The organism is Aeromonas cavernicola, assembly GCF_002795305.1.
Lineage (GTDB): Bacteria > Pseudomonadota > Gammaproteobacteria > Enterobacterales > Aeromonadaceae > Aeromonas > Aeromonas cavernicola.
The window spans coordinates 39,415-63,585 of record NZ_PGGC01000073.1 but is presented as its reverse complement, the minus strand read 5'-3'; the positions used below and the strand labels follow the sequence as shown (position 1 = coordinate 63,585).

Genomic DNA, 24,171 nt, shown 5'->3' with positions numbered 1-24,171 from the left:
AAGCGTTTGGTTCTTCTTGTTCGAGATGCGACCTTTGTGCTCAGGGAACATGCAATAGCACCTTCTTAGTATCATTTGATGATGCGCGTGACGCCAAACTAACCTGCCGTAATAGGCATGAATGTGGTCTCGTTCCGATTTGTAGACGATGAGGTTTAATATTGCAAATGTATTTTTTAATACATTGAATTGATAGGATTTATGTTGTTACGTTAGTCATTAAACGTATTTAAGTCGTGTTATTAGCGCCTTATAACCCAGCGGATTAGCCTGTTAAAATACGGTTACTTGATGCCACTGTTCGTTAATATCGGCGGACGGGGTGCATTAGGGCTAACCCAATCAAGATCCAGCAAGGTGTTGCCACTAGATGCGACACTGCCCCTCGCGTGTGATAGTGCGATACGGGGTGAGCCAATGGCTAATGAAGGCGGGTAGCCATTCAATATGCAGGTTAATCACAGGTCAAGGTAGGCACGTAACCTGGTCAAGTCAGCGATGGCGGGGCCGCTATCCCCTTCGTAAATAATGCCCTGTTCGACTAATTCTTTGAGAGCACGCCGATAGACTCGCTCAGTGGTACCAAAGCGGGCGGCTTCGCGAGCGCGTTTACGCGATCCTAACATCGGCGTGCGCTGGCGTTCGCGCCACAATTCCAAGGCAATGTTGTAACAGATTGGGTGCAGTAGGCGACTGGTGGTGATCTCCAAGGTATCGAGATAGTCGCAGGCGAGTGCCGTGGCAAAGAACAGCGCTAGCTCAGGCTCAGCCAGTAATCGTTTAGCCAATTTGTGGGCGCAGATGACGTGGGCATCGAGTTCTGTTTCGGCCACTACGTTCCACTGCACTGGGGTCGTGCTGAAAAACTCCATTTCACCAAAAATTTGGTCATGACACTCGATATCACCGAGCTGAAAGCTGCGTCCCGAGTGAACCGTGCTGTTGAGGGAGACCCTGCCGCGCTTGACCAGATAGAGCTGCTCGCTCAGCTCCCCTTGTTGCATGATGGATTCACCGGGTAGGTAGCGGCGTAGAAACAGGGTTGAGGCGTCGAGCGCCGCTGCGAAGCGGGGTTCAAGTTGCTGGAGTGTTGTGTGAAAACGGCCAAGAGGGTAGGGCTGTTGCTGCATAACTCACTTATTACATCGGTTGATGAGATAGTGAGGCTAGCAAGCGCGCGGGCCTGATACTAGCCCGCACACAGTAAGATGTGTTGTGGCTAACGATGCACCTTAGGGTTTATGACACGAGGGCGTGCAGGGCGGCTGCAATAGCGCTGCATTCGCCAGCCATCATGGCTTGCTCGGCGCTGGCGTAGTCCGCGACCCCCTGTTGCACATCTTGCTCGAACGGGACCACGTTACACAGTACGGCCGCGACCCGCACCTTGCGCAGACGGCCCACCGCTAGCAGCGAAGCACTCTCCATATCGGCGCCGAGCACGCCACGAGCATGCCAGTAGCGGCACACCTCCTGCTCATCATCACGGTAGAAGCTGTCGTGGGAGCGTACCAGCCCATGCCAATAAACCTGGCCACTGGTCGCGATATGGTTAAGCAGTGCCGCCTGCAGCCAGATATCGGCACAGGCGGGATACTCGGTGGGTAGATAGGCTTGAGATGCCCCTTCGTTGCGCACCGCGCCTTCCACCACAATCAGATCGCCGAGTCCAATCTCCTGCTGGAGGGCGCCCGCTGAGCCGACCCTGATCAGGGATCGTGCGCCAGCTTGCACCAGCTCTTCTAACGCGATCACGGTCGATGCACCGCCGATGCCAGTGCTGCACACCGTAATGGGGTGCCCCTGATAGTGGCCGTTGATGAGGCGAAACTCACGGTGTTGGCCCAATACTTCCGCCTGTTCGAGTTGCTGAGCAATGCGGTCAACGCGGGCAGGATCGCCGCACAGCACGACTCGTTCGGCAATTTGGCCAGCTTTGCATTGGAGATGGGGTAACAAATACATGGCTTAGAGACCTTGTTGTGAACGCTTAGCGGCAAGTACCCAGAGGCGGGTGCCGTTGGCGGCGATAAATAGCAAGATTAAGTATTCGAGCGACATGGCATAGACCCCTTGCGCCGCATAGACACCGATGCTGATGATGTTGATGATCACCCAAAGGACCCAATTTTCTACATATTTGCGGGTCATCAGGATCTGGGCCACGACCGAAAGCACGGTCATGGTGGCATCCCAGAACGGGAACGCATCGGGTGAGGGATCCGGCATGGCTAACTCAGCCCCAAAGAGGTTAAGCAGAGTGACCGAGGTGCGCGCCAGGGCGGCAAATACTGGGTCGATGTAGCGGGTCAACAGGGCGATGGCCAGGGCGCTCAGGGCTGCGGTTAGCATCAGCTTGGATTTGCTCAGCCAGCGGATCTGCAAGGTTTCCCCCTGATCATTGGCTGGACGAGTCCAAGCATACCAGCCGTAAAGATTGGCGCAGAAGAAGAACAGTTGCAGCATCAGCAGGCCGTAGAGTTGGATCTGGAAGAAAATAATGGCAAACAGGCTGACGTTGATCAGGCCAAACAGGTAGTTGATGGTCTTCTCTTGACTGGCTAACCAGATACACGCCAGTCCGAACAGGGTGCCGATGGCTTCAATCCACGACATGGCATAGCCATCGCCGAGCGGGATGGTGACTAACGTGTGGTGAATACTGAATAACTCCAATAAATCCATAGGTATTTCCTTACCGCATCAGCGAGAGCGGGGTAATCAAAATGGGCGCTATGTTAGGGACACTCTTGCGGCGTGGGCAGGACATTTGTCCGCGATAGCCTGAGTGACATCAAAAAAAGCGCATCTGAGGTGGTTGTGTCATTGCGGCCATCAAGGGGTGAAGGCGCCGATAAAGATAGCGGGGTCGACGCGGGCGTCATTGAGACTGACATTCCAGTGGAGATGGGGCCCAGTAGCCCGGCCCGTTGCCCCCACTCGGCCGAGCACCGCACCACGAGGCAGCGGTTGACCCACTTGCACCTCAATCTTAGCGAGGTGACAGAACATGCTGATCAGGCCTTGGCCATGATCGACAAATACCGTTTTGCCATTGAAAAAGTAATCGCCAAGCAAGATCACCTTACCTGCCGCTGGAGCCTTGACGGGGGTGCCGGTGCCGACCGCGAAATCGAGACCTGAATGAGGGTTACGTTCCTCCCCGTTGAAAAAACGACGCAGCCCAAATGGGCTGGATAGCGGCCCGTTAACCGGCTTATCGAACAGCAAATTGCTGGGTTGATTCGCGCTAAACGTCTGATAAGCGATATTTTGTTCGGCTAATTCCCGGTTAATTCGAGTTAAGTCGTCAGCCAGTGGGTTGACTTGGCGGCGGTTGGCCAGCTTGATGTGCTGCTTTCGGTAGTGTTTACGACCTACTTGAAAATCGAATTGCCGGCCATCTGTGGTGATCAATTGATGGGTGCCTGATGGACTTTTTTGCGCTAGCCCGACAATGGCGAGCCATTGCTGAGCCTCACGCACGATCAGCACCGGCTTACCCTGATAATGAGCGCGCGGGGCGGAGGACTGAGTTCCGAGTGGCACGACGGCGATGCCGCCAGGTACTGGATGATGAAGATGGCGGCTGATCACACCATCGGCAAAGGCTAGCTGGCTAGCCAGCAATAACAACAGATAACCGATCACTCTCATGGCAGTTCTATTCACTCATCAATACCCCATTGGGCATGGGGGCTGGCCTTAACACTTATCCCATAAGGTCTAAGTTATTGGCTAACTTGGTTTTTTATATACGCGAAGGGCACCGATTACCGGTGGGTACTTGGCGTAGCGTGTGGCATGAGCCGATGACCCCGACTAAACCGAGTCATCAGGCTCGAAGGGGCACAGATTGTGCCTTGTCATGAGCCAGACAACCAGAGGGGGAGAGTGAAAATAGGGTATGGTAAAGCGTGATCAGGTGGTCGCACTGTCCTCTTTACTACACCCAATGTGAGCTGGCCTTGAGTCGATGAGAGCCCGCCCCTAGAATCGGCGCCCTTGGCGCCCCGCGTTAGCTTGCTTTAGGAGATGATATGAACGGTTATCCGCCCCTTCGACCTCAGCCCATCCGGCGCCCATGGCGTGCAGGATGGGACTGGACTCGCCGTGGCTTTGATATTTTCAATCTAGGCATGGGGGCGAGTGTGTTGATGTTGTTGCTATGGCTCGGTGTGGGACTGGTGCTAGAGCAGCTGCCGGCAGGTAGTCTCATATCACAGCTGCTTTATATGGTCTGGGGGGCTGGCTGGGCAGCCGTGGCTGCGCGAGGTTATGGTGGCGCAACCTTGCAATTTAGCGATTTTTTGGCTGGTTTTCGTCACCGCCTCACCCCACTGATATTGGGCGGCCTGTTTGGTTTATCCCTATTGACGGGGATCGCACTACTTTGTGTGGGACTGGTGTACAAGTCGGGCCTTATCGAGTTACTGCAGCAGGACCCCGCAACATTAACGGTGGGAGCTGCGCAGATACAACAACTGCTGTTAGCCCTGCTGCTCGGATTAGTGTTGGTGCTGCCGGTCGTGATGGCAATGATGTTTGCTCCTGTATTGATCTATTTCCACGGTGTTGGCGTGATGCAGGCTGCTCGCCTTAGTTTTCAAGGGTGTGTGCGTAACGCGTGGCCGCTATGTTGGTGGGGGTTGGTGGGCTTACTCTTCATATTGTTGGGGACCGCATTACTGCTAGTGGGGTTGCTGGTGGTGTTACCTGCGCTGCAATACTCCCTGTATGCGGCCTATCGCGACATCTTTTTGGATGAGCAAGTGGCCACCGAACCTCTCGCTAATCCGAGTGGTTTTGAGGCGTAAATGATCTGAATTCGCTGTAAATGGGGCCCGTTGAGTGGCCCCATTTTGTTAGCGCCTTGCTTACTTTTGCCACATAGGGTCGTTGGCCATTTGGTCCAGCAACATATCAAGGAAGCTGCGCAACAAAGGGGTCATTTGCTTGCGAGTGCCATAGACACCGTAGATCCCGAGGCGTTTAGGTTGCCACGCTGGCAGTAGCGAAATGAGCTCGCCTCGCGCTAAATGGTGATTGACCGAATAGCGGGGTTGCAGGCTGATACCTGCCCCACCAAGGGTGGCCTCCAGCAGCAAGTTAGAGATAGTGGCGCTGAGGTTACCGCTCACCGGCACAGTCTCAGGCCCGTTTGGCCCGTTAAACTCCCAGAGACTTTTGCCAAAATAGTTGTAAGTCAGGCAGTTATGAACAGCCAGATCCTGCGCAGTGTGCAAGGGCGGTTGGCGAGCTAAATAAGCTGGACTGGCACACACGACGGAATGGCAGGTGCCAAGACGGCGAGCCACTAGATTGGGATCGAGATCATTGGTGATACGCAGTGCTAAATCGATGCGCTCTTCTACCAGATTCACGGTTTTATCCTGCGGCAAAATGTCGATAGCGGTGCCGGGATAACGTGCTAAATAGGCGTTGGCGGTGGTGACCAACAAGGTTTTGGAGAGCGAATAACAGCAGGTGATGCGCAGTTGCCCTCTTGGCGCGTCGTCATCACGGGCTGCGATTTGCTCCATCTCTTCACCCAATATGAGCATGGCGCGAGCTCGGTCGAGCGCCTCTTCCCCTGGGCCCGTTAGACTTAGGCGCCGAGTAGTACGGTGTAGCAGGCGTGCCCCCATCCACTGTTCCAGCTCTGCCAAATAGCGTGACACCATCGCCCGCGACATCGCTAATTTTTCGCCAGCGCCACTTAGGCTGCCTTGTTCGACGACCGTGACGAAAACCCGCAATGCGGTGAGCCGATCCATAAACCCCCCCTTTATATGTTCGATTAGTGCAACAGTGATGTCCTTAATATGCTGTATTTGCACGTTAGTCGTTCGAATAGACTCTGTCCATCGAATAACCTCTTACATCAATACTCATAAGGAAAACACCATGAATAATACCCTGATCCGTCATTTGACCTTAGCCACCGCCCTGTTAAGTGGCACTGCCTTGGCCGCGCCCCTGAACGTGACGCTCTTTAACCCAGGCGACAAAGCGATCTTCCCCGTCTCTTCATCACTGATAAGTGGTGATAAAGAGGCCATTCTCGTCGATGCTCAGTTCGATGTGCAAAATGGTCAGGCCTTGGTTGACTTGATCAAACAGAGTGGTAAGACGTTGACGGCCATCTATATCAGTGCAGGAGATCCTGACTTTTACTTTGGTTTAGAGCCGATTAAGGCCGTATTCCCGAACGTAAAGGTACTGGCCGATCAACATGTGGTTGACCATATCAAGCAGACCAAAGATGCCAAATTAAGTTACTGGGGACCGATCTTAGGTAAAGGCGCTCCCAAAAGCCTGACAGTGCCGGAGGTCATGACCGCCACGCATCTCACCCTAGAAGGGCAACAGATCGAGATCAAAGAGATGAACACCCCGAGCGCTTATTTATGGGTGCCTGCTCTGAAAACTGCTTTGGGGGGCGTGGCGGTCTTTAATGGTGTGCACGTGTGGATGGCCGATAGCCAAACTAAGGAGGCGCGCGCTAAGTGGGTAAACGCCCTGGATGATCTGTTAGCGTTACAGCCGAAGCGTGTTATTCCGGGCCACTTCTTAGGTGCAGAGCCTACAGGGGATAAGGGCGTGACGTTTACCCGTGACTATGTGCAGCGTTTTGAACAAGAGTTGGCAAAGGCCAACAATTCCAGCCAATTGATTGAAGGGATGAAGCGGGCGTACCCTGCGTTAACGGCAGACGATGGGCTAGCCATTAGTGCTAAGGTCAATACGGGTGAAATGAAATGGTAAGCCATTACCACTGTGATTGATGCTGTTCACAGATAAACATCAACTGACGCCTGTGGGACCGGCGTCAGTTGATAACTAGTTAGCGGTATACCCGTTAAATGTGTTGTTGCGATGATTTGGCTGCAACGCCATCTATCCCATTAGTTCGCTGGTAGCACGAAAAAGAATCACTGATCGCGCTAAAAATTTCCACATTCGAGCCTTGGTGGGTGCCGCTTAGTGATGTCATGATGCCACCAATCGGATCATGAGATGAGTGTCTCACCTCAATTCAGGTGGCCCAATGTATTATGCTGCGCCGCCGTTACCAAATTTAGGACGGCCAATTTTAAACTGATGAATACCAGTAGAGCAGGTTGCATCATTGCCCCATGCACTGACTGGTGAGCCACGATCTAATGCCAGCATGGCCATATCAAAAAAACCCATGCCAGGGTAGTCGTTCAGGTTCTTGAATATGTTGAAGCTGGTTTCACCAACCTGACCATTCTTTTCCCATGAAATAACAACAGCATTTCCTAGATCAGGGCCACTTTTAGCGGTGGTAATATAGCCAGCATGGATGTCAGTCAGGGTCACTTCATCGAGACACTTAACATCTACACGGTAAGTTGCTGAAGCACCAGCAGAAAAAAGGGCTGCTGAAAGTGCCAACATAATGAATTTAGTTTGCATGTGATACGCCTCTATGTAGTTTATGTGTGATTTCCGCGGCCAAATATACGGATCGAAAAATAAAAGTCACTTTTTTTTGATGGTAAATAACAAATTGCTCTAATACTAATTATTTAACTTATCAAAATAGCACGTAACTAAATGATATTATTGATTGTAGTGATCGTGCTGGGCTGGCGAGTCTGTTTATGATTGTTTGGTCATTAGCGTGGGGATATTCTGAATTTTTGATAAAAACGAAAAAATGTGTTTGTAATAAACTTAAGTCAATGGGTTGCTCAACTGAGCTAATAACTTTTTGTTATACCAACCTGATACTAACCCAAGGCGAGAGCGTGAATACCCTTAAACTGGAATAGAACTAAAAACAAACGGGCTTGATTCACAAAATAAGCAAGTTCAATATTGGTCAGGTCGAGTTTGAGTGTTTATTGAATAAATTCCTTGTTGCTGATTCATGCATCGCCTAGATACCAACTTAATGATATCTAGCTAAAACATTTAATTTTTAGTTATTTATTTTTTAGCACAAATACCAATAGGCTCTTATTAGTATGGCTGGAATATATGTTTTATTGACTGATTTTAGTTAATTAAATTAACTAAAAATTGAATAGGTACATATTTTTAGAGCAAGATGAGGCGACTTTTAAGTGTGTATAAATGAGGATGATAATGTGGCCTACATATCTATATGACGATAGCAGTTATTATTTATTAGGTGAAATAGAGTGTGTGCATGGTGCACATGTTAGATTCCATGGCCTTGATTGGCGCTGCTCAACATAATCAAGTATCTATACCTACAATGCATTTTGGTGGTCGAACGTATTTTGCAGACTACCTAAAAAGCTCCAAATGAGCTCGATTATCATAAAATAGGTTGCCATCTATAGTAATAACAAACATACACAGGATGCCCTGACTGGGTTGATGCTCGAGGATAAAAAATGAACCTGAAAATCGCTCCTACCCTGATTTCATTGATGATTGCTGCTACCAGTAGCTCGGTGCTTGCGGCCGATAATTGGTATACTGGGATGGGCATGGGGTGGGCATATGCTAATAAGCTCGATAATGTAGACGGGCTCTCGTTTGATAAAGAGACGACGGCACTAAATCTATTTGGCGGTTATCGTTTTACTGACCATTATGCGGTTGAGCTGGGTTATCTTTATGCGGGTAAGGGAGGCGTTGATGGCATTGACTTCAAAGCGCAAGGGGCCACTTTATCAGGTCTTGCTCGTTTACCCCTAGATAAGATGTTTGCTGTCTATGCCGAAGGTGGGGCCTACTTTAATCATGTAAACGGTAACAGCAATAGCGATAATAGTGTTGTACCGTTGGTTGGGATCGGCCTGACAATAAAGTTAACCGACTTGCTTGATTTACAAGCCCGTTCTCGTTATTTGTGGAAGCTAGGTGATGAGCAAAAAACGTGGCAAAGCGACCTGTTCGCCACAACCTTTGAGCTAGTGATGCACCCCTATCGTCGCAGTGATGTTGCACCGCAACCGGCGCTAACTCCCGCAGCCCCTGCCGCAGTGTTCGAAGCCAAAGAGCCTACACCTACCGAGAAAAATTTTGCCTTGAGTGCAGACGTGTTGTTTGATTTTGGTCAAGCAACACTTAAGCCAAAAGGTAGTGCTGCACTCAATACCCTCTATCAGCAGATCATTGATCTTAATCCTAAAGAGAGCAGTACCGTGGTCATCGGTTATAGCGACCGTATCGGTCATGATGGGTATAACCTCAACATATCGGACACTCGTGCTCGCATCGTGGCAGACTTTTTGATAAACAAAGGGTTGCCAGCCAGTAGTGTGAAGATTGAAGGTCGTGGCGAAGCGAACCCTATCACAGGCTCACAATGCGACAGCATTAAAGACAAGGCACAATTAGCGGTTTGTTTGGCTCCAGATCGCCGAGTGGAAGTCCGTGTTTCTGGGCTCCAAAACGTGGAGGGCTAACCTAGGGTAAGAACGTCAGGCTAGCGCTCTCTAAAGAGCTTGATAACATCAGCAAAACCCGCAAGCTCATTGGTCAGAGTTCTACGAAACCAGCCGTAATCTCCGGCCTATGGCGTCGAGGGCTTGCTCGACCAATTGCTCGGTTGTAAAGAGACTAATCTCAAACTGGGGTGCTACCGAGATTGAACAAGCCATCCTCAATGACTCCCTCGCCAGACAGACTCAAGATTTGCTGCGGATGCTGTCATTCTTTGAAGCCTCAGGCGCGGGTCCTGTGGGCATCCTGACCATCATCCCTATGAGCCGTTCCTACAACTGGAGGGGATCGAATAGCTGATCACCAAGGTCGCAGGCCCCAAGGTAATGGTTCTATCGAGCTGCTACATCGACTTTGCTGGATGAACACTTCCATATCAAGGGAAGTGCGATTTATTATGAGTCAGTGATAACTAGATCTCTATCGCTTAATTTCTGTAAAGAGAATAGCGGGTATTTCAGCATGATTAGCAACCCGTTTGCGACGTCTTCTCCGTGAGGGGAGTTATGCTTAGCAAGCAATGGCTCCATTTTTTGTTAACCGCTAATGAGAATCCGTATTGTTTTTTTTGATTATTAATGGTGTTTTATTTGAGCTGGCTGGTGTGGCCTAATAATATATTCCCCCAGGTAACAAGCGTATCCATTTCAAAAATTTCTGTATTGAATACAGTAGGTTTATATTACTTAGGTCAACTTTATATGCGTTTTTAGTTGTGATGAGTGATTGTGATGCATATGACTTTATATTTAATCACCCATAATGGATTTTTTTGTTAATAAATTAAAGCGATGTACAACTCACAGCCAAGAACAGTAACCTTGAACGGTGTCATCCAACGTAATAAAGTAGTAAGGCCAGCACGTTGCTTGATTGCGGGGCTGAATGTGTTTTTTCAGACTATGCCATATGTGGCGACTATTGATGATACATATCATCAAAATAGCTTGTTATCTATACTTACAGTAATAACAATTATGTACCAGATACTCTAACAGGGTTAATGCCCGAGGATAAAAAATGAACTTTAAGATCACTCCAGCCCTAATATCATTGATAATCGCAGCGACGAGTAGTTCGGTGCTTGCCGTCGATGACTGGTATACGGGGTTGGGGGGCGGTTGGGTATATGCTAATAATGTCAATGATGTGCAAGGAGTCACTTTTGATAAAGAGACTATCGCACTTGATCTATTTGGTGGTTATCGTTTCACGGACCATTATGCACTTGAACTGGGTTATCTTTATGCGGGTCAGGGAGGAGAAAACGGTAGCGATTTTAAAGCGCAGGGGGCCGTTTTATCTGGTATTGCTCGCTTACCATTGGATAAATTTTTCTCCGTGTATGCCGAGGGTGGCGCCTATTTGCATCACGTTAATGTCAATGCTAACGCCACTAGCCATAGTGGTAACGGTGTTGCCCCGTTAGTAGGAATAGGCTTGGCGATCAAGTTAAGCGACTTATTTGATGTGCAAGCCCGTTCTCGTTATATGTGGAAAGTAGGTGATGATCAAACAGCAGGGCGTGACCTGCTCACCACGACTTTTGAGCTAGTGATGCACCCCTATCGTCGCAGTGAGACTGCACCACAATCTGCACCGGCTGCAGCAGCGCCCGCGGCGGTGTTCGAAGCAGAAGAGTCTGCAGTTGCCGAGAAAAATTTCGCCTTGAGTGCAGACGTATTGTTTGATTTTGGTCAAACAACCCTCAAGCCAGAAGGTAGCGCTGCACTCAATACCCTCTATCAGCAAATCATTGATCTTAATCCTAAAGAGAGCACAACCGTGGTCATCGGTTATAGCGACCGTCTCGGTCCTGACGACTATAACCTCAAGGTATCGGAAACTCGCGCCCGTATCGTGGCAGACTTCTTGATCAACAAAGGGCTCCCAGCCAGTGGCGTAATGATTGAAAGCCGTGGCGAAGCGGACTCTGTGACTGGCTCGCAATGCGACAACATCAAGGATAAGGCTCAGTTGGCGGCTTGTTTGGCTCCAGATCGCCGAGTGGAAGTCCGTATTTCTGGGAGCCAAAACGTGGAGCAGTGATCGAGCGGGGTTGCCCTACTTGACTCAGTGAAAAAGGCCAGTCAGTGAAACCTGACTGGCCTTTTAATAGATAAGAAAGCACGCGTTAGTCAAACCAAGCCGCGTGTTACCTCACCTAGGCTGAGAGCTCGATCACGTCAAATGATACGTCAGGGTTCACCTCTGCATCATAATCGACGTCATTTAGGCCAAAGCCAAATAGCTGCAAAAACTCTTGCTTGTAACCGATGTAATCCGTCAACTCAGCGAGATTTTCAGTGGTGATGGCAGGCCACAAATCGCGGCAAGTTTGTTGCACATCGTCGCGCAGCTCCCAATCATCCATACGAATGCGTGCCTGCTCATCCAGGGCCAGATCCGCAGCGTATAGCCGAGTGCGCATCATGCGATCGACTTGCTCCATGCAACCTTCGTGAATACCCTTCTCTTTCATGATCTTAAATGCCATTGAGATATACAGTGGCATGACCGGTATTGCACTCGAGGCTTGCGTTACCACGGATTTCAGCACTGCAACATGGGCCGTGCCACCTTTGCTGGCCAAGTCGCCACGAATGGCGCTCGCCGCCCGATCCAAGTCTTCCTTGGCGCGTCCCAAGGTGCCATGCCAGTAAATAGGCCACGTCAGATCGGTACCGATATAGGAGTAAGCCACTGATTTTGCGCCGTCAGCCAACACACCCGCATCACGCAGGGCCGCCATCCACAGTTCCCAATCTTGTCCACCCATCACGGTGATGGTGTTGGCAATTTCTTCCTCGTTGGCAGGCTCCACGGTGGCGGTGATAATTTGATCTTTGTTGGTATCAATCGCAGTGGAGGTATAGGTCTCGCCGATGGGCTTGAGAGCAGAACGGACCACTTCACCGGTCTCTGGCAACTTCCGTACGGGGGAGGCCAGTGAGTAGATCACCAAGTCAATTTGGCCTAAATCTGCTTTGATAAGGTCAATCACCTTGGCACGGCACTCATTAGAGAAGGCATCCCCATTCACACTTTTTGCGTACAAGCCTGCCTCTTTGGCGGCTTTATCAAAGGCGGCAGAGTTATACCAACCAGCAGAGGCTGTTTTGGTTTCACTGCCGGCCTTTTCAAAAAAAACACCGATAGTCGCCGCACCAGAACCGAACGCGGTGGCAATGCGAGAGGCCAGACCATAACCCGTAGAAGCCCCGATCACGAGGACCTTCTTAGGGCCATTTTCGAGCACGCCTTTGGCCTTGGTATAGGCGATTTGGCGACGAACATTGGCTTCACACCCCACTGGATGAGTGGTGGTACAAATAAAGCCGCGAATCTTGGGTTTAATAATCATAAGGTCTCAGATCCGTTAAATGGATGGAATCGGGGCATAAGATACCTTATCTTGCCGCGATTAGGTGCTCTGATGTGTTTTACTACCGTAAAAATGACCACGCAATGAGCGATTTGCTGCATCATTAACCGATCCGTTAATTCACCAGAAGTATTGCACTTAATGAACTGAATTCACGGGTGAGGGTTATCTATTAGGCCTATCTGCTTATTCAGCGACCAGAGATACCTGACGTATATCGGCGGGTTGCGTGTCATAGCATTAACTTAAACTTAGCTAGGACATTCGTATCAAAAATGGCTATTTCGGGTTTTCTTTAAATTATTGATCTTGGTTTTTTTGAGTATTTTCAGTAATAAATTTCGCAATGTTTTAAGCAATGGATAGAGACAGCGTGACACCCATTTATAGCGAAATAGCCAATAGGTCACTTTATTAAACATGTCGTGCTGACTGCTGAGCAGTGATAAAAGATGAATCGCATCGGCACCATAATAAAGCGAATCCCCTAGCTGGATCACCATGCCTTGATCAATATCCCAACCATGGGCGGTAATGCGCTCGATGATCTCCCCACCGCTACGCGCGTCGTGCAGCACTAATCGGCCAACACTCTCTTTAATCCGCACTAACTGACAATAGTAATCACAAGCGGGGCACTGCTTGTCGTAAACAATCACGACCTCAGGAACGTTATTCATGGTCACCCTCGTGATCCTATTTTTGCGCTGTCATTGATGGTCCGTTAAACAGGGTGGGACAAGTGGCACGATGATGTATTGACCTGCTGACCTTTAAGCAAAACGGCGCCTGATAGGCACCGTCTTGATGAGGGCAAGAGGGGAGATACAACCTCTTCTCACACTGGCACAGGATCAGCAGACCCCTTGCGCCAGCATGGCATCAGCGACTTTCACAAAGCCGGCGATATTGGCGCCGCTCTCGTAGTTCACATGGCCCTGCTCATCTTGGCCGTAACGGACACAGGTGGCATGGATGCTGGTCATGATCCCCTTGAGGCGAGCATCCACCTCTTCACGACTCCAAGAGAGGCGCTGGGCATTCTGACTCATCTCAAGGCCAGAGGTAGCAACGCCTCCTGCGTTTGCGGCTTTGCCAGGTGCAAATAGCACTTTAGCCTGATGGAACGCGCTGATAGCAGCTGCACTGCTTGGCATGTTGGCACCCTCGGCCACTAGCTGCACGCCATTGGCGATGAGACGCTGGGCATCTTCTTCCACCAGCTCGTTTTGGGTGGCGCAAGGTAGGGCAACTTGGGCAGGTAAGTGCCAAGGGGTTTGACCGCTGAAAAACTCCAGTCCCTGCTCGTAAGCGTAATCGGCGATCCGCTTGCGCTGCTCGTTTTTAAGCTCCATCAATCTGGCCAGCTTCGCTGGGGTAAATCCTGCGGGGTCATAGACAGTACCGCCAGAATCGGAGGCGCTGATGACGCAGGCACCGAGCTCCATGGCTTTCTCAATGGCATATTGCGCGACGTTACCGGAACCAGAGACAGAGACGGTCATCCCAGACAGAGATTGACCGCGGTTTGCCAGCATGGCTTCAACGAAGTAGAGCAGTCCATAGCCGGTGGCTTCTGGGCGGATCAAGCTGCCGCCAAACGAGAGCCCTTTGCCAGTGAATACGCATTCGGCGCTGTTGGTGAGCTTCTTCATCATGCCGGCCATGTAGCTGACTTCCCGTCCACCCACCCCGATATCACCGGCAGGCACGTCAGTGTTAGCCCCCAAGTGACGATAGAGCTCAAGCATCAGCGCTTGGCAAAAGCGCATGACTTCTCCTTCGCTCTTGCCTTTGGGATCAAAGTCACTGCCGCCTTTGCCGCCGCCCATGGGCAGGGTGGTGAGGGCGTTTTTGAAGGTCTGCTCAAAGGCGAGGAACTTCAACACAGACAGATCGACCGAGGGGTGAAAACGCATACCGCCCTTGAAAGGACCGATTGCCGAGCTGTGCTGCACGCGATAGCCCCGGTTGACCTGTACTTGCCCCTTGTCATCGACCCAGCTGACCCGAAATTGCACCAAGCGCTCTGGCTCAACCAAGCGCTCCAGCAGCCCATGTTGCAGATAACGTGGGTGACGGGAGAGGTAAGGCCAAATAGAGGCAACCACCTCGCTCACCGCTTGAATAAACTCCGGCTGATGCGGGTTGCGCTTAGCCACATTGGCGAGGAACTCAGCCTGGGATAAAGAATGGCTCATTTGTAACTCCTGTAGTGAATGAAAAGATGGGCCTCTTGCCAGAGAAAAGAGGTAACACCCCGTACATAGACCCAAATCGAGTCCCAGTGATGAATGTGGCGAAATGCATGATTTATCGCATTCTTTACCGCTTTTTTGCGGAGCGCCCACAAAAAATACTGCTAAATCGCAGTCAAGTAGCGAGACTATGTACGTGATGCTCCATCTTTTTATGCATTTAAGGTCAATAAATAGCAAGCTTTTATTGGTCTATTGCTACTTAGCGAGGATGGAAATGCATAATGTGTGCATTGATGGCCGATGGCTGCAGCATAAATCCGTAAGCAACAAGATGGCAGAGGGAAACGTGCATTTAGGATATTTCCTACGTTATGGAGTGGATCAGTGCAGGAGAGCCAAGGACGCGAGGGGAGGCCGCTCATGTGCTGGTGGCGGATGGGGGGAAGAGGCGGGATAGGGCCCCGCGAGCAGATGTGCTACCGTGTCGGCCAATTTGACCCATAGGCAGCTTTGAAGATGGAGCAGTATGCAGCACCTTGACGACTTGAACTGGCACAGCTTACCGGCCGCCTGTGCGGTGGCCGCCCACCAGACGTGGTTATTTTCAGCGGCGTTACGCCCATGGCAGGTGACTCATGCTAGCGAATGAATCGATGCGCCTGAACAAATACATCAGCGAGAGTGGCATCTGCTCGCGCCGCGAGGCCGACCGTTTTATCGAGCAGGGCCACGTCTTTATCAACGGCAAGCGGGCAGGGATTGGCGATCAGGTACAGGTCGGCGATCTAGTCAAGGTGAACGGTCAGGTGATTGAGCCGCGCGAGGCAGACAGTCTGGTCTTTATCGCCCTTAACAAGCCAGTGGGCATCGTCAGTACCACCGAGGCGGGCGAGAAGGACAACATCGTCGATTTCGTCAACCACAGCACCCGGGTCTTCCCCATTGGGCGGCTCGACAAAGACTCGCAGGGGCTGATTTTCCTCACCAACCACGGCGATCTGGTCAACAAGATCCTGCGGGCGGGCAACGATCACGAGAAAGAGTACCTGGTCACCGTCGACAAGCCGGTGACCGACGAGTTTGTGCGCGCCATGGCAGCTGGGGTGCCGATCCTTGGCGCCGTTACCAAGAAGTGCAAGGTGAAGAGAGAGGCGCCGTTCGTCTTTCGCATCACCCTAGTGCAGGGGCTGAACCGCCAGATCCGCCGCATGTGTGAGCACTTCGGTTTTGCCGTGACCAAGCTCGAGCGTATTCGCATCATGAATGTCAGCCTCAAGGGACTGCCGGTGGGCGAGTGGCGCGATCTGACCGACGACGAGCTGATCGATCTGTTCAAGCTGATTGAAGATTCCTCTTCCGAGGTGAAACCGGCGAAGGGTGAAAAACCGAAGGTAGCCAAGGCTCCTGCGGCGCAAACCGCCAAACCTGGCCAAGGCAAGAAGCCGCGCCGCGATGACGATCACGAGATTGGTGGTCGCCCCAATGTGCCCGGCCCAGACGCCTTTGAGAGGAAGCTGCCGGTGGGCAAAGGGGGGGCGGGCAAAGGTGCGGCTAACAAGGGCGGAGCAGGTAAAGGGGCCCCCAAGGGTGGCAAACCGGCCGCAGGCAAGCCGCGCCCCGCTAACCCCGGACGGCAGAAAAAGGGGCGTTAAGTTGCCCGCCGATCTACCCAAGCGTTAGCTTGTTATCCCCAATACACCGGCCTTAAGCCGGTGTATTGCGTTGTGCCGCAGCTGACATGACCGCAGGTAGCCCCATGGCGCTGGGGTAGTGGCGCGGGTCGAGCCGCACTACCAGCAAGCTCATCAGCAGCAGGCCCCCCAGCTGCCACTGCCAAGCAGCGGAAAAATCGCCACTCAGGTGATAGAGCCGCGCCGCCACCCAAGGGCCGGTGGCGGCCAGCATAAAGCCGACACCCTGCATCAGGGCGTTTAAGGTTCCGGCGCGGTGCGGATCCGGATGGTGGTCAAGTGCGATCACCATCACCAAGGCGAAACTGCCACCGAGGCCTGCCCCACAGAACATGGACCACAGCACGGGAGCGGCGGTAGGGGCAAGCCAGAGACCGGCAAAGCCGACGGCTTGGCAGATAATCGCGAGCGCCATCCAGCGGCGGCGGTCTAGGGAGCGGGCAGACAATAGCGGTAAACCAAGCCCTGCCAAGGTCTGCGCTAATGCCAGCCACGCGACAAGGCTCCCCGCTTGCTGGGCGCTCCAGCCTTGGGCGAGATAGGCTGGGGCGAGCCAAGCGATCACAATGCCATATCCACTATTGATGATGCCAAAACAGGTGATCAGCAGCCAGGTGCGGGGCAAGGTGATCAGGCGCTGCTGGCCGAGTACGGCCACGGGGGGCGGACTGGCTGTCAACCGCACTCGCCAGCCTAGCCACAGCAGGGCCAACAATACCGGCAAGCACCAGATCGCCAGCGCGCGTGACCAATCGACCCAGGTGGCCAACTGGGGGGTAAGACTCGCCCCCAATGCGCCACCGCCCATCATGCAGGCAGAAAATATCCCCATCACCAAGGGCACCTTGTGGGCAAACATCTGCTTGATCAGGCCAGGTAAGACCCCTTGAATCAAGGCTGAACCAAGGCCACATAAGGCCGCACTGACGATCAAGAGGTCAGCGTATTGACTATCAAATCGCATCCCGTTCCCGAGCGCTAACAACAGTAACGCAACGGTCAATAGTTGATGGGGGCGATAGCGGTTGCGCAAACTCGGGGTCAGCAGCCCGCCGATCCCAATCAGCCACAGGGGTAACAGGGTGAGCCACGCAAGAGTGTCGAGGCTCATGGCGAGGTGTAGCTCGATCTCTTTGCTCAGCGGGCCAATGGCAGTCAGAAAAGGGCGTAGATTCAGACTTATTAGGATTACTAGAACCAAAAATGTGGCACGTTCACCCTGTGCTGGCTCGTCAGTCAGCCGAGCACTAGTCATGATGGTGGGCCTTATGTTGTGCAAGATGGTTAGATGTCGTGAATAATATCTTTAATAGTTTTATATGTCGCTCAGGTGGGTTCTTATCAGTTCTATATATTGAATGATGTTTACTTTCCATATAACTATTCTGGTGAAACAAAAAGAAAAACAGCCTATCTAGGGTATCAAGTATGTGGAAATTAAATGGTAGAATAGCTGATAGTGGATTTGTTAATGGAGTACTTTCATGCTGGACCCTCTGTTGCTGCGCAGCTTTGTCGCCATTATCGATACCGGTAGTTTTACCCGCGCAGGAGAGCGGGTGCATTTGACCCAGTCCACCATCAGTCAACAGATGCGCCGACTTGAGCAGCAACTGGGCTGTCGACTGCTCGACCGCTGTGGCCGTCAGGTGGTAGCGACCCCAGAAGGTGAACAGTTATTTGGCGTTGCCCGCCGTATTCTCTCACTGTTAGCTCAGGCCCAAGAGCAGGTCACTGAGGCCAGTTTGCAGCTTAGTCTCGGGGTGCCCGAGGACTTTGCGGCGGGGGCGATTGCGCCAGTGCTGGCGACCTTTGCTCGCCAATATCCCCGAGTCAGGCTGGAGGTACACAGTGGTCTTAGCCCTGACATTTGGCAACGTTTTGAATCCGGTGAGCTGGATCTGGCGTTGGTCAAACAGCCGCGCGGGCAGGGTGCGCCGCAGGCCAGCTGGTGTGAACCCTTGGCGTGGGTCGATAGCCGTGAGTGGCCTGCCAGCGAGGGCGATCCCCTCCCTTTGGCCGTATTTCCTAATGGTGGCCTCTATCGCCAGCAGATGATGGCGGCCTTGGATGGCCTTGGGCGACGTTGGCGGATCACCTATGTCAGTGCCAGCCTTGCCAGTTTGCAGGGGGCGGTCAGTGCGGGGATCGGCATTAGTTTGTTGCCCAAACGTTTGGTGCAGGCGGATCAGCGGATCTTGACCCAATTGCCGGAGGTGACGCCTGTCGAGCTGGCCCTGCATGTGGGTGCCGAGCGCGGCGAGCCATTGACGCGATTAAGTGAAGCCTTGATCCAGTTTTGTGACCGGGTCATGGCTACATCATCACCATAAGCCTGCCCTTTACTGAGATTGTCCTTGTGCCAATTTGTGTTGGTAATCTTCGACCACGATAGCGAGCGCCGCTAAGGCGAGCGCTGGTGCGATCTGATTGGTTTCCAGCAGCGCGATCAGGTCGACCGCGAGTTTGATTTCCGCCGGGGCATTTTCTAGCGACATGACAGCCATCCTATGGTGAGCATTGCTCCAGCAGTATACCGAGGCGCTCGCCGCTTCCCAATGGGGCACCGACCTTGCGGTGACTCATGGGTTAACACCATGGCCGCAAGGATGGAGAGGTTGCATTCATGTGTTGGCGCTGGCTTTGGTGTAAGGGACGTAATAAGAAGGGGGCATCGGCAGTGCGACTAACAATTCATCCCCGATTCAGGGGATAGCGACCACTATGTGAGCTGACTTAATGTAAGGTGAAGCAGGCCAATGCGATCAGGCCTAATATCACCTGCCATCTTGGTCTGGGGCTGTGCTCGATATCCTTGCGCATTGAGTGTGCGTTGTGGTAGGTGCTGGTGCTCCGTGACCGATCTGGCTGGTCAATGGTGCCTACTGAGCTAGGTGCTTACTCGCAGATAACCGCAGGAGTGACAAGATGAAACAGATGCTGGAGCAGTTGCTGGGCGCAGGCAAAGGTTGGCTCAACGAGGGCGGTGATAAGCGCAAAGGACAAGTGCAAGGAGCGTTGGCTGGTAGCGCGCTGGGGTTACTACTTGGCAACAAAAAGATGCGCAAGTATGGCAGTCAGGCAGCCGCAGTCGGTGGGGCAGCAGCCCTTGGTGGGTTGGCCTACAAGCTCTATCAGGATTGGCAAGCCCAGCAGGCGGCACCGGCTCAACCTACCCATCCCATCAGCGCACTGGAAGGCAATGCGCTGGACGCCCGCGCCGCGTTGTTGGTGCGCGCCATGGTGGCTGCGGCCCGGGCCGACGGTCATATCGACGGCGCCGAGCGCCAGAAGATCCAGCAGTATCTGACCGAGCAGGGACAAAGTGATGCAGCGCGTTGGATTGACGCCGAGTTGGCGCGCCCACTCGATCCTCATGCACTGGCGCGGGAAGTGACGGACATGGAGCTGGCCACCGAGGTGTATTTGGCCTCCCTGCTCGCCATCGAAGTAGATCATTTTATGGAGCGCGGCTACCTCGATGAGCTAGCACGAGCCCTCAAGCTCGATGATAACCTCAAAAGCAGCATTGAGCGGCAGGTCGCTCAGCTGGGCGTGGTCAGCTGACCTTTGGGCCCACTGCTCATCGCCAAGTGAGGGCGTGCTCTTTGGTGGGGAACAATCTGCTTGTTCGTGGTGAGCTGTGGGGGCAGGATCACAAAAGCCGGAACCTCTCGATTCCGGCTTTTACTATTACACACCTACGGTGGCATCACGTTGGGTCGGGCACGGCATCAGGATGTCGTGCCCGACCCGTTAGCGCGCAGGGAGCATATTGCGCGCTGGCCGATCAGTGAAACTGCTCCTCTTCGGTGGAGCCTGTCAACGCAGTGACCGAAGATTGACCGCCTTGGATCACCGTGGTGACTTTGTCAAAGTAACCGGTGCCCACCTCTTGTTGATGAGCGACGAAGGTATAACCGCGCTCTGCGGCGGCAAATTCCGGCTGCTGCACCATCTCAACGTAGTGTTTCATGCCTTCCCCTTGGGCGTACTGGTAGGCCAGTTCGTACATGTGGAACCACATGTTATGAATGCCCGCTAGGGTAATGAACTGGTACTTGTAACCCATGTCTGACAGTGCCTGCTGGAAGCGGGCGATGGTGGCATCGTCGAGATTCTTCTTCCAGTTAAAGCTGGGTGAGCAGTTGTAAGCCAAGATTTTGTCTGGGTATTTTGCTTTGATGGCATCCGCAAATTGGCGTGCTTCATCTAAGTCTGGTTTAGCGGTCTCACACCATATCATGTCGGCATAGGGGGCGTAGGCTAAACCACGGGAGATCGCCTGCTCGATACCGGCCTGTACTTTGTAAAAGCCCTCGGCGGTCCGCTCTCCGGTCAGGAAACCGGCATCGTAAGGGTCGGCATCGGTGGTCAATAGATCCGCCGCGTTGGCGTCGGTGCGGGCGATGACGAGGGTGGTGGTGCCACACACATCTGCCGCCAGCCGTGCCGCGATCAGTTTTTGGACCGCTTCTTGGGTCGGCACCAGCACCTTACCCCCCATATGGCCGCATTTTTTCACTGATGCCAGCTGATCTTCGAAGTGCACGCCGGCGGCGCCTGCTTCAATCATCCCCTTCATCAGTTCGAACGCATTGAGCACGCCGCCAAACCCAGCTTCTGCGTCAGCCACGATCGGCAGGAAGTAGTCGATAAAGCCTTTATCCTGCGGCCCTACTTGATTAGCCCACTGGATCTGGTCGGCACGGGCGAAGGAGTTGTTGATCCGCTCCACCACCGACGGTACCGAGTTGGCCGGATAGAGGGATTGATCTGGATACATAGTGGCGGAGAGGTTGTTATCCGCCGCGACTTGCCAGCCGGAGAGATAAATCGCTTCGATCCCCGCCTTGGCCTGCTGCACTGCCTGACCGCCAGTCAGGGCACCGAGGCAGTTGACGTAGCCTTTTTTGGCGCCACCGTGGATCAGCTGCCACAGTTTGTCGGCTCCACGCTGGGCCAGCGTATGCACAGGCTGCAAGCTGCCGCGCAGGTTCACTACATCTGCCGCGCTGTAGCCGCGCTTGATCCCTTTCCAGCGGGGATTTTCGGCCCAATCTTGTTCGATAGCTTGGATCTGTTGCTCACGGGTCAATGCCATATCAGTTCCCTCTTTCATTGATTGCTCGTTTCCATTGACTTGTTATGGGTGAGCCCTTCCTGGGGCTCACTATTCAGAGCCGCTCGTAACCGGGCAGCGTCAGAAAATCGATCAGGGTATCGGCGCAGGTGATCTCTTCCATCAGCGCGGCCGCCTCGGTAAAGCGTCCTGCTTGCCAGCGGGCAGCGCCCACTTCGGTTTTAACCACCTCCAGCTCCTCGGCTAGCATCTGGCGAAATAGCGTTTTGGTCACCACCTTGTCATTCGACAAGCGCTTGCCGTGGCGGATCCATTGCCAAATGGAGGTGCGGGAGATCTCGGCGGTGGCGGCATCTTCCATCAGACCATAAATAGGCACGCAGCCATTGCCGTTGATCCATGCCTCCAGATATTGCAGGGCGACCCGAATATTGGTGCGCATCCCTGCCTCGGTGCGCTCGCCTTCACAGGGGGCTAGCAGGTCGGCGGCGGTGATGGGGGCGTCCTGCTCGCGTAGCACGCCAATCTGGTTGCTGGCGCCAGCCGCAATCGTGGCGTTGAACACCGCCATGGCGGTATCAGCAAGACCGGGGTGAGCGACCCACGTGCCATCATGACCGTTGCTGGCTTCGCGCTGTTTATCCGCCTTGACCTTGGCAAACACCTGCTCGTTGGCGGTGGCATCTTTGGCCGGAATAAAGGCGGCCATGCCCCCCATCGCCAGCGCCCCACGCTGGTGGCAGGTTTTGATCAGCAGCCGCGAGTAGGCATTGAGGAATGGTTTGTCCATGGTCACCACTTGGCGGTCAGGTAGCACTCGGTCTGGGTGGTTTTTCAAGGTTTTGATGTAGCTGAAGATGTAATCCCAGCGGCCGCAGTTCAGCGCCACGATGTGATCTTTCATCTGATAAAGCAGCTCGTCCATCTCGAATACCGCCGGCAGGGTTTCGATCAGCACGGTGGCTTTGATGGTGCCACGGGGCAGGCCGAACTTGTCCTCGGTCCACGCAAACACTTCGCTCCACCAACGCCCCTCTAAATGACTTTGTAGCTTGGGGATATAGAAGTAGGGGCCTGATCCCTTGGCCAGCAGCGCCTGATAGTTGTGTTGAAAATAGAGGGCAAAATCGAACAGGCCACCAGGAATGGGCTCGCCATCAAAGGTGACGTGTTTTTCCGGCAGGTGCAGACCTCGCACTCGGCAAATGAGCACTGCTGGGTTGGGGTTGAGGGTATAGGCTTTCCCCTCTGGGCTCTGGTAAGCAATGGTGCCGTTGACGGCATCACGTAGGTTAATTTGCCCCTCGATCACCTTGTTCCAAGCGGGAGCCAGTGAATCTTCGAAGTCTGCCATGAACACCTTAACGTTGGCGTTGAGGGCGTTGATCACCATCTTGCGTTCGACTGGGCCGGTGATCTCCACACGGCGGTCTTGCAGATCGGCGGGAATACCGCGAATAGTCCAAGTGCTTTCGCGGATGTGGGCAGTTTCTGGCAAAAAGTCAGGCAGATCGCCACCATCAATGCGAGCTTGGCGCGCCACACGTTGTTTCAGTAATTCCCCTCTTTGAGGAGCAAAACGTTCTACCAGTTCGCAGACCAATGCGACCGCCTCCGGCGTCAAAATGTGCGCATATTCCGGCCCGATTGCTCCCTGAATATGAAGTCGGGGGGGGCAGTGGGTTTGCACGGGTATCGACATAAGATTCACTCCATTGAAAATTACATTTTGAACTAATTAACTACGACTAAAGTCGATTGGCCTAGCGAGAAACGCTGGTGATAACAGGAAGCGATAGCGAGTAAAGTGCGAAATATTGTCTTGTTAGTCAATATTTTTTTCATCCTGTTTTCATTTTTTAAAATCACATCTCATTGTTTTAAATCACATTAGTTGTTTTTGTAAGATCGTCGGTAAATAGGGTTATGGGGTTATTTTCAAGGTGATGACAAGGTATGTTTTTGCCCTGTTTTAAATAAGGCTATTTGTTTCTTATTACGTAATAAAATTACAAATGCAAAAATGAATCCCGACCTTACTCCAAGCTTGCAAAAAACAGCAGTATGAATTGCAGATGGGCAAGCCTGACAGGGCTTAGCCTTTGATAACAAATAAAGATGAACGGTTGTTTTAAACTCAATTTTGCGATGGGACGGTAGAACAGGGGGCAGGTGGTTTGGGGTGAAAATGAAGAGTGATAACGCCGATTTAGCTTGGCGACACTTGATAACAATGACAAAAAAGAGGGGAAACTTGTTAGTTTATTATGCTGAAATTTATTAATTATATGGTGTTTTGTTGTATTTATGGCTGAGATGAAATGGGCTGCGGTATCTCGATTTAACGTCGTTACTGAAAGC

General features: G+C 52.5%; 21 protein-coding genes and 1 pseudogene. 9 read left to right on the top strand and 13 right to left on the bottom strand.

Features of this window, described 5'->3' with window-relative positions:
• Window positions 1–458 precede the first annotated feature (458 nt).
• From CUC53_RS08275 to CUC53_RS08260, 4 genes are all read right to left on the bottom strand, one after another.
• Window positions 459–1,130 (bottom strand): Crp/Fnr family transcriptional regulator, encoded by a 672-nt coding sequence (locus CUC53_RS08275; protein WP_100293713.1) that lies wholly within the window; start codon window positions 1,128–1,130, stop codon window positions 459–461.
• Window positions 1,131–1,239: 109 nt separating this feature from the next.
• Entirely contained in the window at window positions 1,240–1,965 is a 726-nt protein-coding gene (locus CUC53_RS08270) for a nucleoside phosphorylase (RefSeq protein WP_100293712.1), read from the bottom strand.
• Window positions 1,966–1,968: 3 nt separating this feature from the next.
• Window positions 1,969–2,685, bottom strand: coding sequence for a nicotinamide riboside transporter PnuC (pnuC, locus tag CUC53_RS08265; protein WP_100293711.1), 717 nt, complete (start codon window positions 2,683–2,685; stop codon window positions 1,969–1,971).
• A gap of 150 nt (window positions 2,686–2,835) precedes the next feature.
• The gene (locus CUC53_RS08260) at window positions 2,836–3,657 is read right to left on the bottom strand and encodes a peptidoglycan DD-metalloendopeptidase family protein (protein ID WP_100293710.1); all 822 of its coding nucleotides are present in this window, start codon (window positions 3,655–3,657) and stop codon (window positions 2,836–2,838) included.
• A 383-nt stretch (window positions 3,658–4,040) separates the two neighbouring features.
• Between CUC53_RS08260 and CUC53_RS08255 the strand changes: the two genes are divergently transcribed.
• The gene (locus CUC53_RS08255) at window positions 4,041–4,817 is read left to right on the top strand and encodes a BPSS1780 family membrane protein (protein WP_100293709.1); all 777 of its coding nucleotides are present in this window, start codon (window positions 4,041–4,043) and stop codon (window positions 4,815–4,817) included.
• Window positions 4,818–4,877: 60 nt separating this feature from the next.
• On the opposite strand, the gene CUC53_RS08250 is transcribed toward CUC53_RS08255, so the two are convergent.
• Window positions 4,878–5,777 carry a LysR family transcriptional regulator gene (locus CUC53_RS08250; protein ID WP_100293708.1) on the bottom strand — a complete coding sequence of 300 codons (900 nt, stop codon included), beginning with the start codon at window positions 5,775–5,777 and terminating at the stop codon, window positions 4,878–4,880.
• A 130-nt stretch (window positions 5,778–5,907) separates the two neighbouring features.
• Between CUC53_RS08250 and CUC53_RS08245 the strand changes: the two genes are divergently transcribed.
• On the top strand, window positions 5,908–6,768 hold the full coding sequence (locus tag CUC53_RS08245; protein WP_100293707.1) for a Vmh family MBL fold metallo-hydrolase: 861 nt from the start codon (window positions 5,908–5,910) through the stop codon (window positions 6,766–6,768).
• A gap of 288 nt (window positions 6,769–7,056) precedes the next feature.
• On the opposite strand, the gene CUC53_RS08240 is transcribed toward CUC53_RS08245, so the two are convergent.
• Complete coding sequence (locus tag CUC53_RS08240) at window positions 7,057–7,443, bottom strand: hypothetical protein (protein WP_100293706.1); 387 nt, start codon at window positions 7,441–7,443, stop codon at window positions 7,057–7,059.
• Window positions 7,444–8,393: 950 nt separating this feature from the next.
• Between CUC53_RS08240 and CUC53_RS08235 the strand changes: the two genes are divergently transcribed.
• The 3 genes and pseudogenes from CUC53_RS08235 (at window position 8,394) to CUC53_RS08225 (ending at window position 11,499) form a co-directional block, all read left to right on the top strand.
• On the top strand, window positions 8,394–9,413 hold the full coding sequence (locus tag CUC53_RS08235) for an OmpA family protein (RefSeq protein WP_100293705.1): 1,020 nt from the start codon (window positions 8,394–8,396) through the stop codon (window positions 9,411–9,413).
• A 264-nt stretch (window positions 9,414–9,677) separates the two neighbouring features.
• A pseudogene (locus tag CUC53_RS18960) lies at window positions 9,678–9,858 on the top strand (IS481 family transposase); the annotation flags it as partial.
• 612 nt (window positions 9,859–10,470) lie between these two features.
• The gene (locus CUC53_RS08225; RefSeq protein ID WP_100293704.1) at window positions 10,471–11,499 is read left to right on the top strand and encodes an OmpA family protein; all 1,029 of its coding nucleotides are present in this window, start codon (window positions 10,471–10,473) and stop codon (window positions 11,497–11,499) included.
• A 115-nt stretch (window positions 11,500–11,614) separates the two neighbouring features.
• Here the strand turns inward: CUC53_RS08225 and fabV are convergent, their stop codons facing one another.
• The 3 genes from fabV to gdhA all read right to left on the bottom strand — a co-directional run bounded on the left by fabV (window position 11,615) and on the right by gdhA (window position 15,036).
• The gene (fabV, locus tag CUC53_RS08220; protein WP_100293703.1) at window positions 11,615–12,814 is read right to left on the bottom strand and encodes an enoyl-ACP reductase FabV; all 1,200 of its coding nucleotides are present in this window, start codon (window positions 12,812–12,814) and stop codon (window positions 11,615–11,617) included.
• Window positions 12,815–13,104: 290 nt separating this feature from the next.
• Window positions 13,105–13,515, bottom strand: coding sequence for a DCC1-like thiol-disulfide oxidoreductase family protein (locus CUC53_RS08215; protein WP_100293702.1), 411 nt, complete (start codon window positions 13,513–13,515; stop codon window positions 13,105–13,107).
• 174 nt (window positions 13,516–13,689) lie between these two features.
• Complete coding sequence (gene gdhA, locus CUC53_RS08210) at window positions 13,690–15,036, bottom strand: NADP-specific glutamate dehydrogenase (protein WP_100293701.1); 1,347 nt, start codon at window positions 15,034–15,036, stop codon at window positions 13,690–13,692.
• A 526-nt stretch (window positions 15,037–15,562) separates the two neighbouring features.
• Here gdhA and CUC53_RS19460 point away from each other — a divergent pair.
• Together CUC53_RS19460 and rluF are read left to right on the top strand one after the other, a co-directional pair.
• On the top strand, window positions 15,563–15,685 hold the full coding sequence (locus tag CUC53_RS19460) for a hypothetical protein (protein ID WP_272896761.1): 123 nt from the start codon (window positions 15,563–15,565) through the stop codon (window positions 15,683–15,685).
• A complete protein-coding gene (rluF, locus tag CUC53_RS08205) occupies window positions 15,672–16,688 on the top strand; it encodes a 23S rRNA pseudouridine(2604) synthase RluF (RefSeq protein ID WP_100293700.1) in 1,017 nt (338 codons plus the stop codon). The genes CUC53_RS19460 and rluF overlap by 14 nt, the downstream gene beginning before the upstream one ends.
• A 52-nt stretch (window positions 16,689–16,740) precedes the next feature.
• Here rluF and CUC53_RS08200 read toward each other — a convergent pair whose 3' ends face one another.
• Window positions 16,741–17,982 carry a cyanate transporter gene (locus tag CUC53_RS08200; RefSeq protein WP_100293699.1) on the bottom strand — a complete coding sequence of 414 codons (1,242 nt, stop codon included), beginning with the start codon at window positions 17,980–17,982 and terminating at the stop codon, window positions 16,741–16,743.
• Between the two features lie 229 nt (window positions 17,983–18,211).
• On the opposite strand from CUC53_RS08200, the gene CUC53_RS08195 reads away from it, so the two are divergent.
• Complete coding sequence (locus tag CUC53_RS08195; protein WP_100293698.1) at window positions 18,212–19,060, top strand: LysR family transcriptional regulator; 849 nt, start codon at window positions 18,212–18,214, stop codon at window positions 19,058–19,060.
• A gap of 9 nt (window positions 19,061–19,069) precedes the next feature.
• Here the strand turns inward: CUC53_RS08195 and rsmS are convergent, their stop codons facing one another.
• A complete protein-coding gene (rsmS, locus tag CUC53_RS08190) occupies window positions 19,070–19,225 on the bottom strand; it encodes a pleiotropic regulatory protein RsmS (protein WP_100293697.1) in 156 nt (51 codons plus the stop codon).
• A gap of 430 nt (window positions 19,226–19,655) precedes the next feature.
• On the opposite strand from rsmS, the gene CUC53_RS08185 reads away from it, so the two are divergent.
• The gene (locus tag CUC53_RS08185) at window positions 19,656–20,294 is read left to right on the top strand and encodes a tellurite resistance TerB family protein (RefSeq protein ID WP_100293696.1); all 639 of its coding nucleotides are present in this window, start codon (window positions 19,656–19,658) and stop codon (window positions 20,292–20,294) included.
• A 223-nt stretch (window positions 20,295–20,517) separates the two neighbouring features.
• On the opposite strand, the gene aceA is transcribed toward CUC53_RS08185, so the two are convergent.
• Both aceA and aceB read right to left on the bottom strand, forming a co-directional pair.
• On the bottom strand, window positions 20,518–21,831 hold the full coding sequence (gene aceA / locus CUC53_RS08180; RefSeq protein ID WP_100293723.1) for an isocitrate lyase: 1,314 nt from the start codon (window positions 21,829–21,831) through the stop codon (window positions 20,518–20,520).
• Between the two features lie 73 nt (window positions 21,832–21,904).
• Window positions 21,905–23,512, bottom strand: a complete 1,608-nt coding sequence (aceB, locus tag CUC53_RS08175; RefSeq protein ID WP_100293695.1) for a malate synthase A — start codon at window positions 23,510–23,512, stop codon at window positions 21,905–21,907.
• Window positions 23,513–24,171 lie beyond the last annotated feature (659 nt).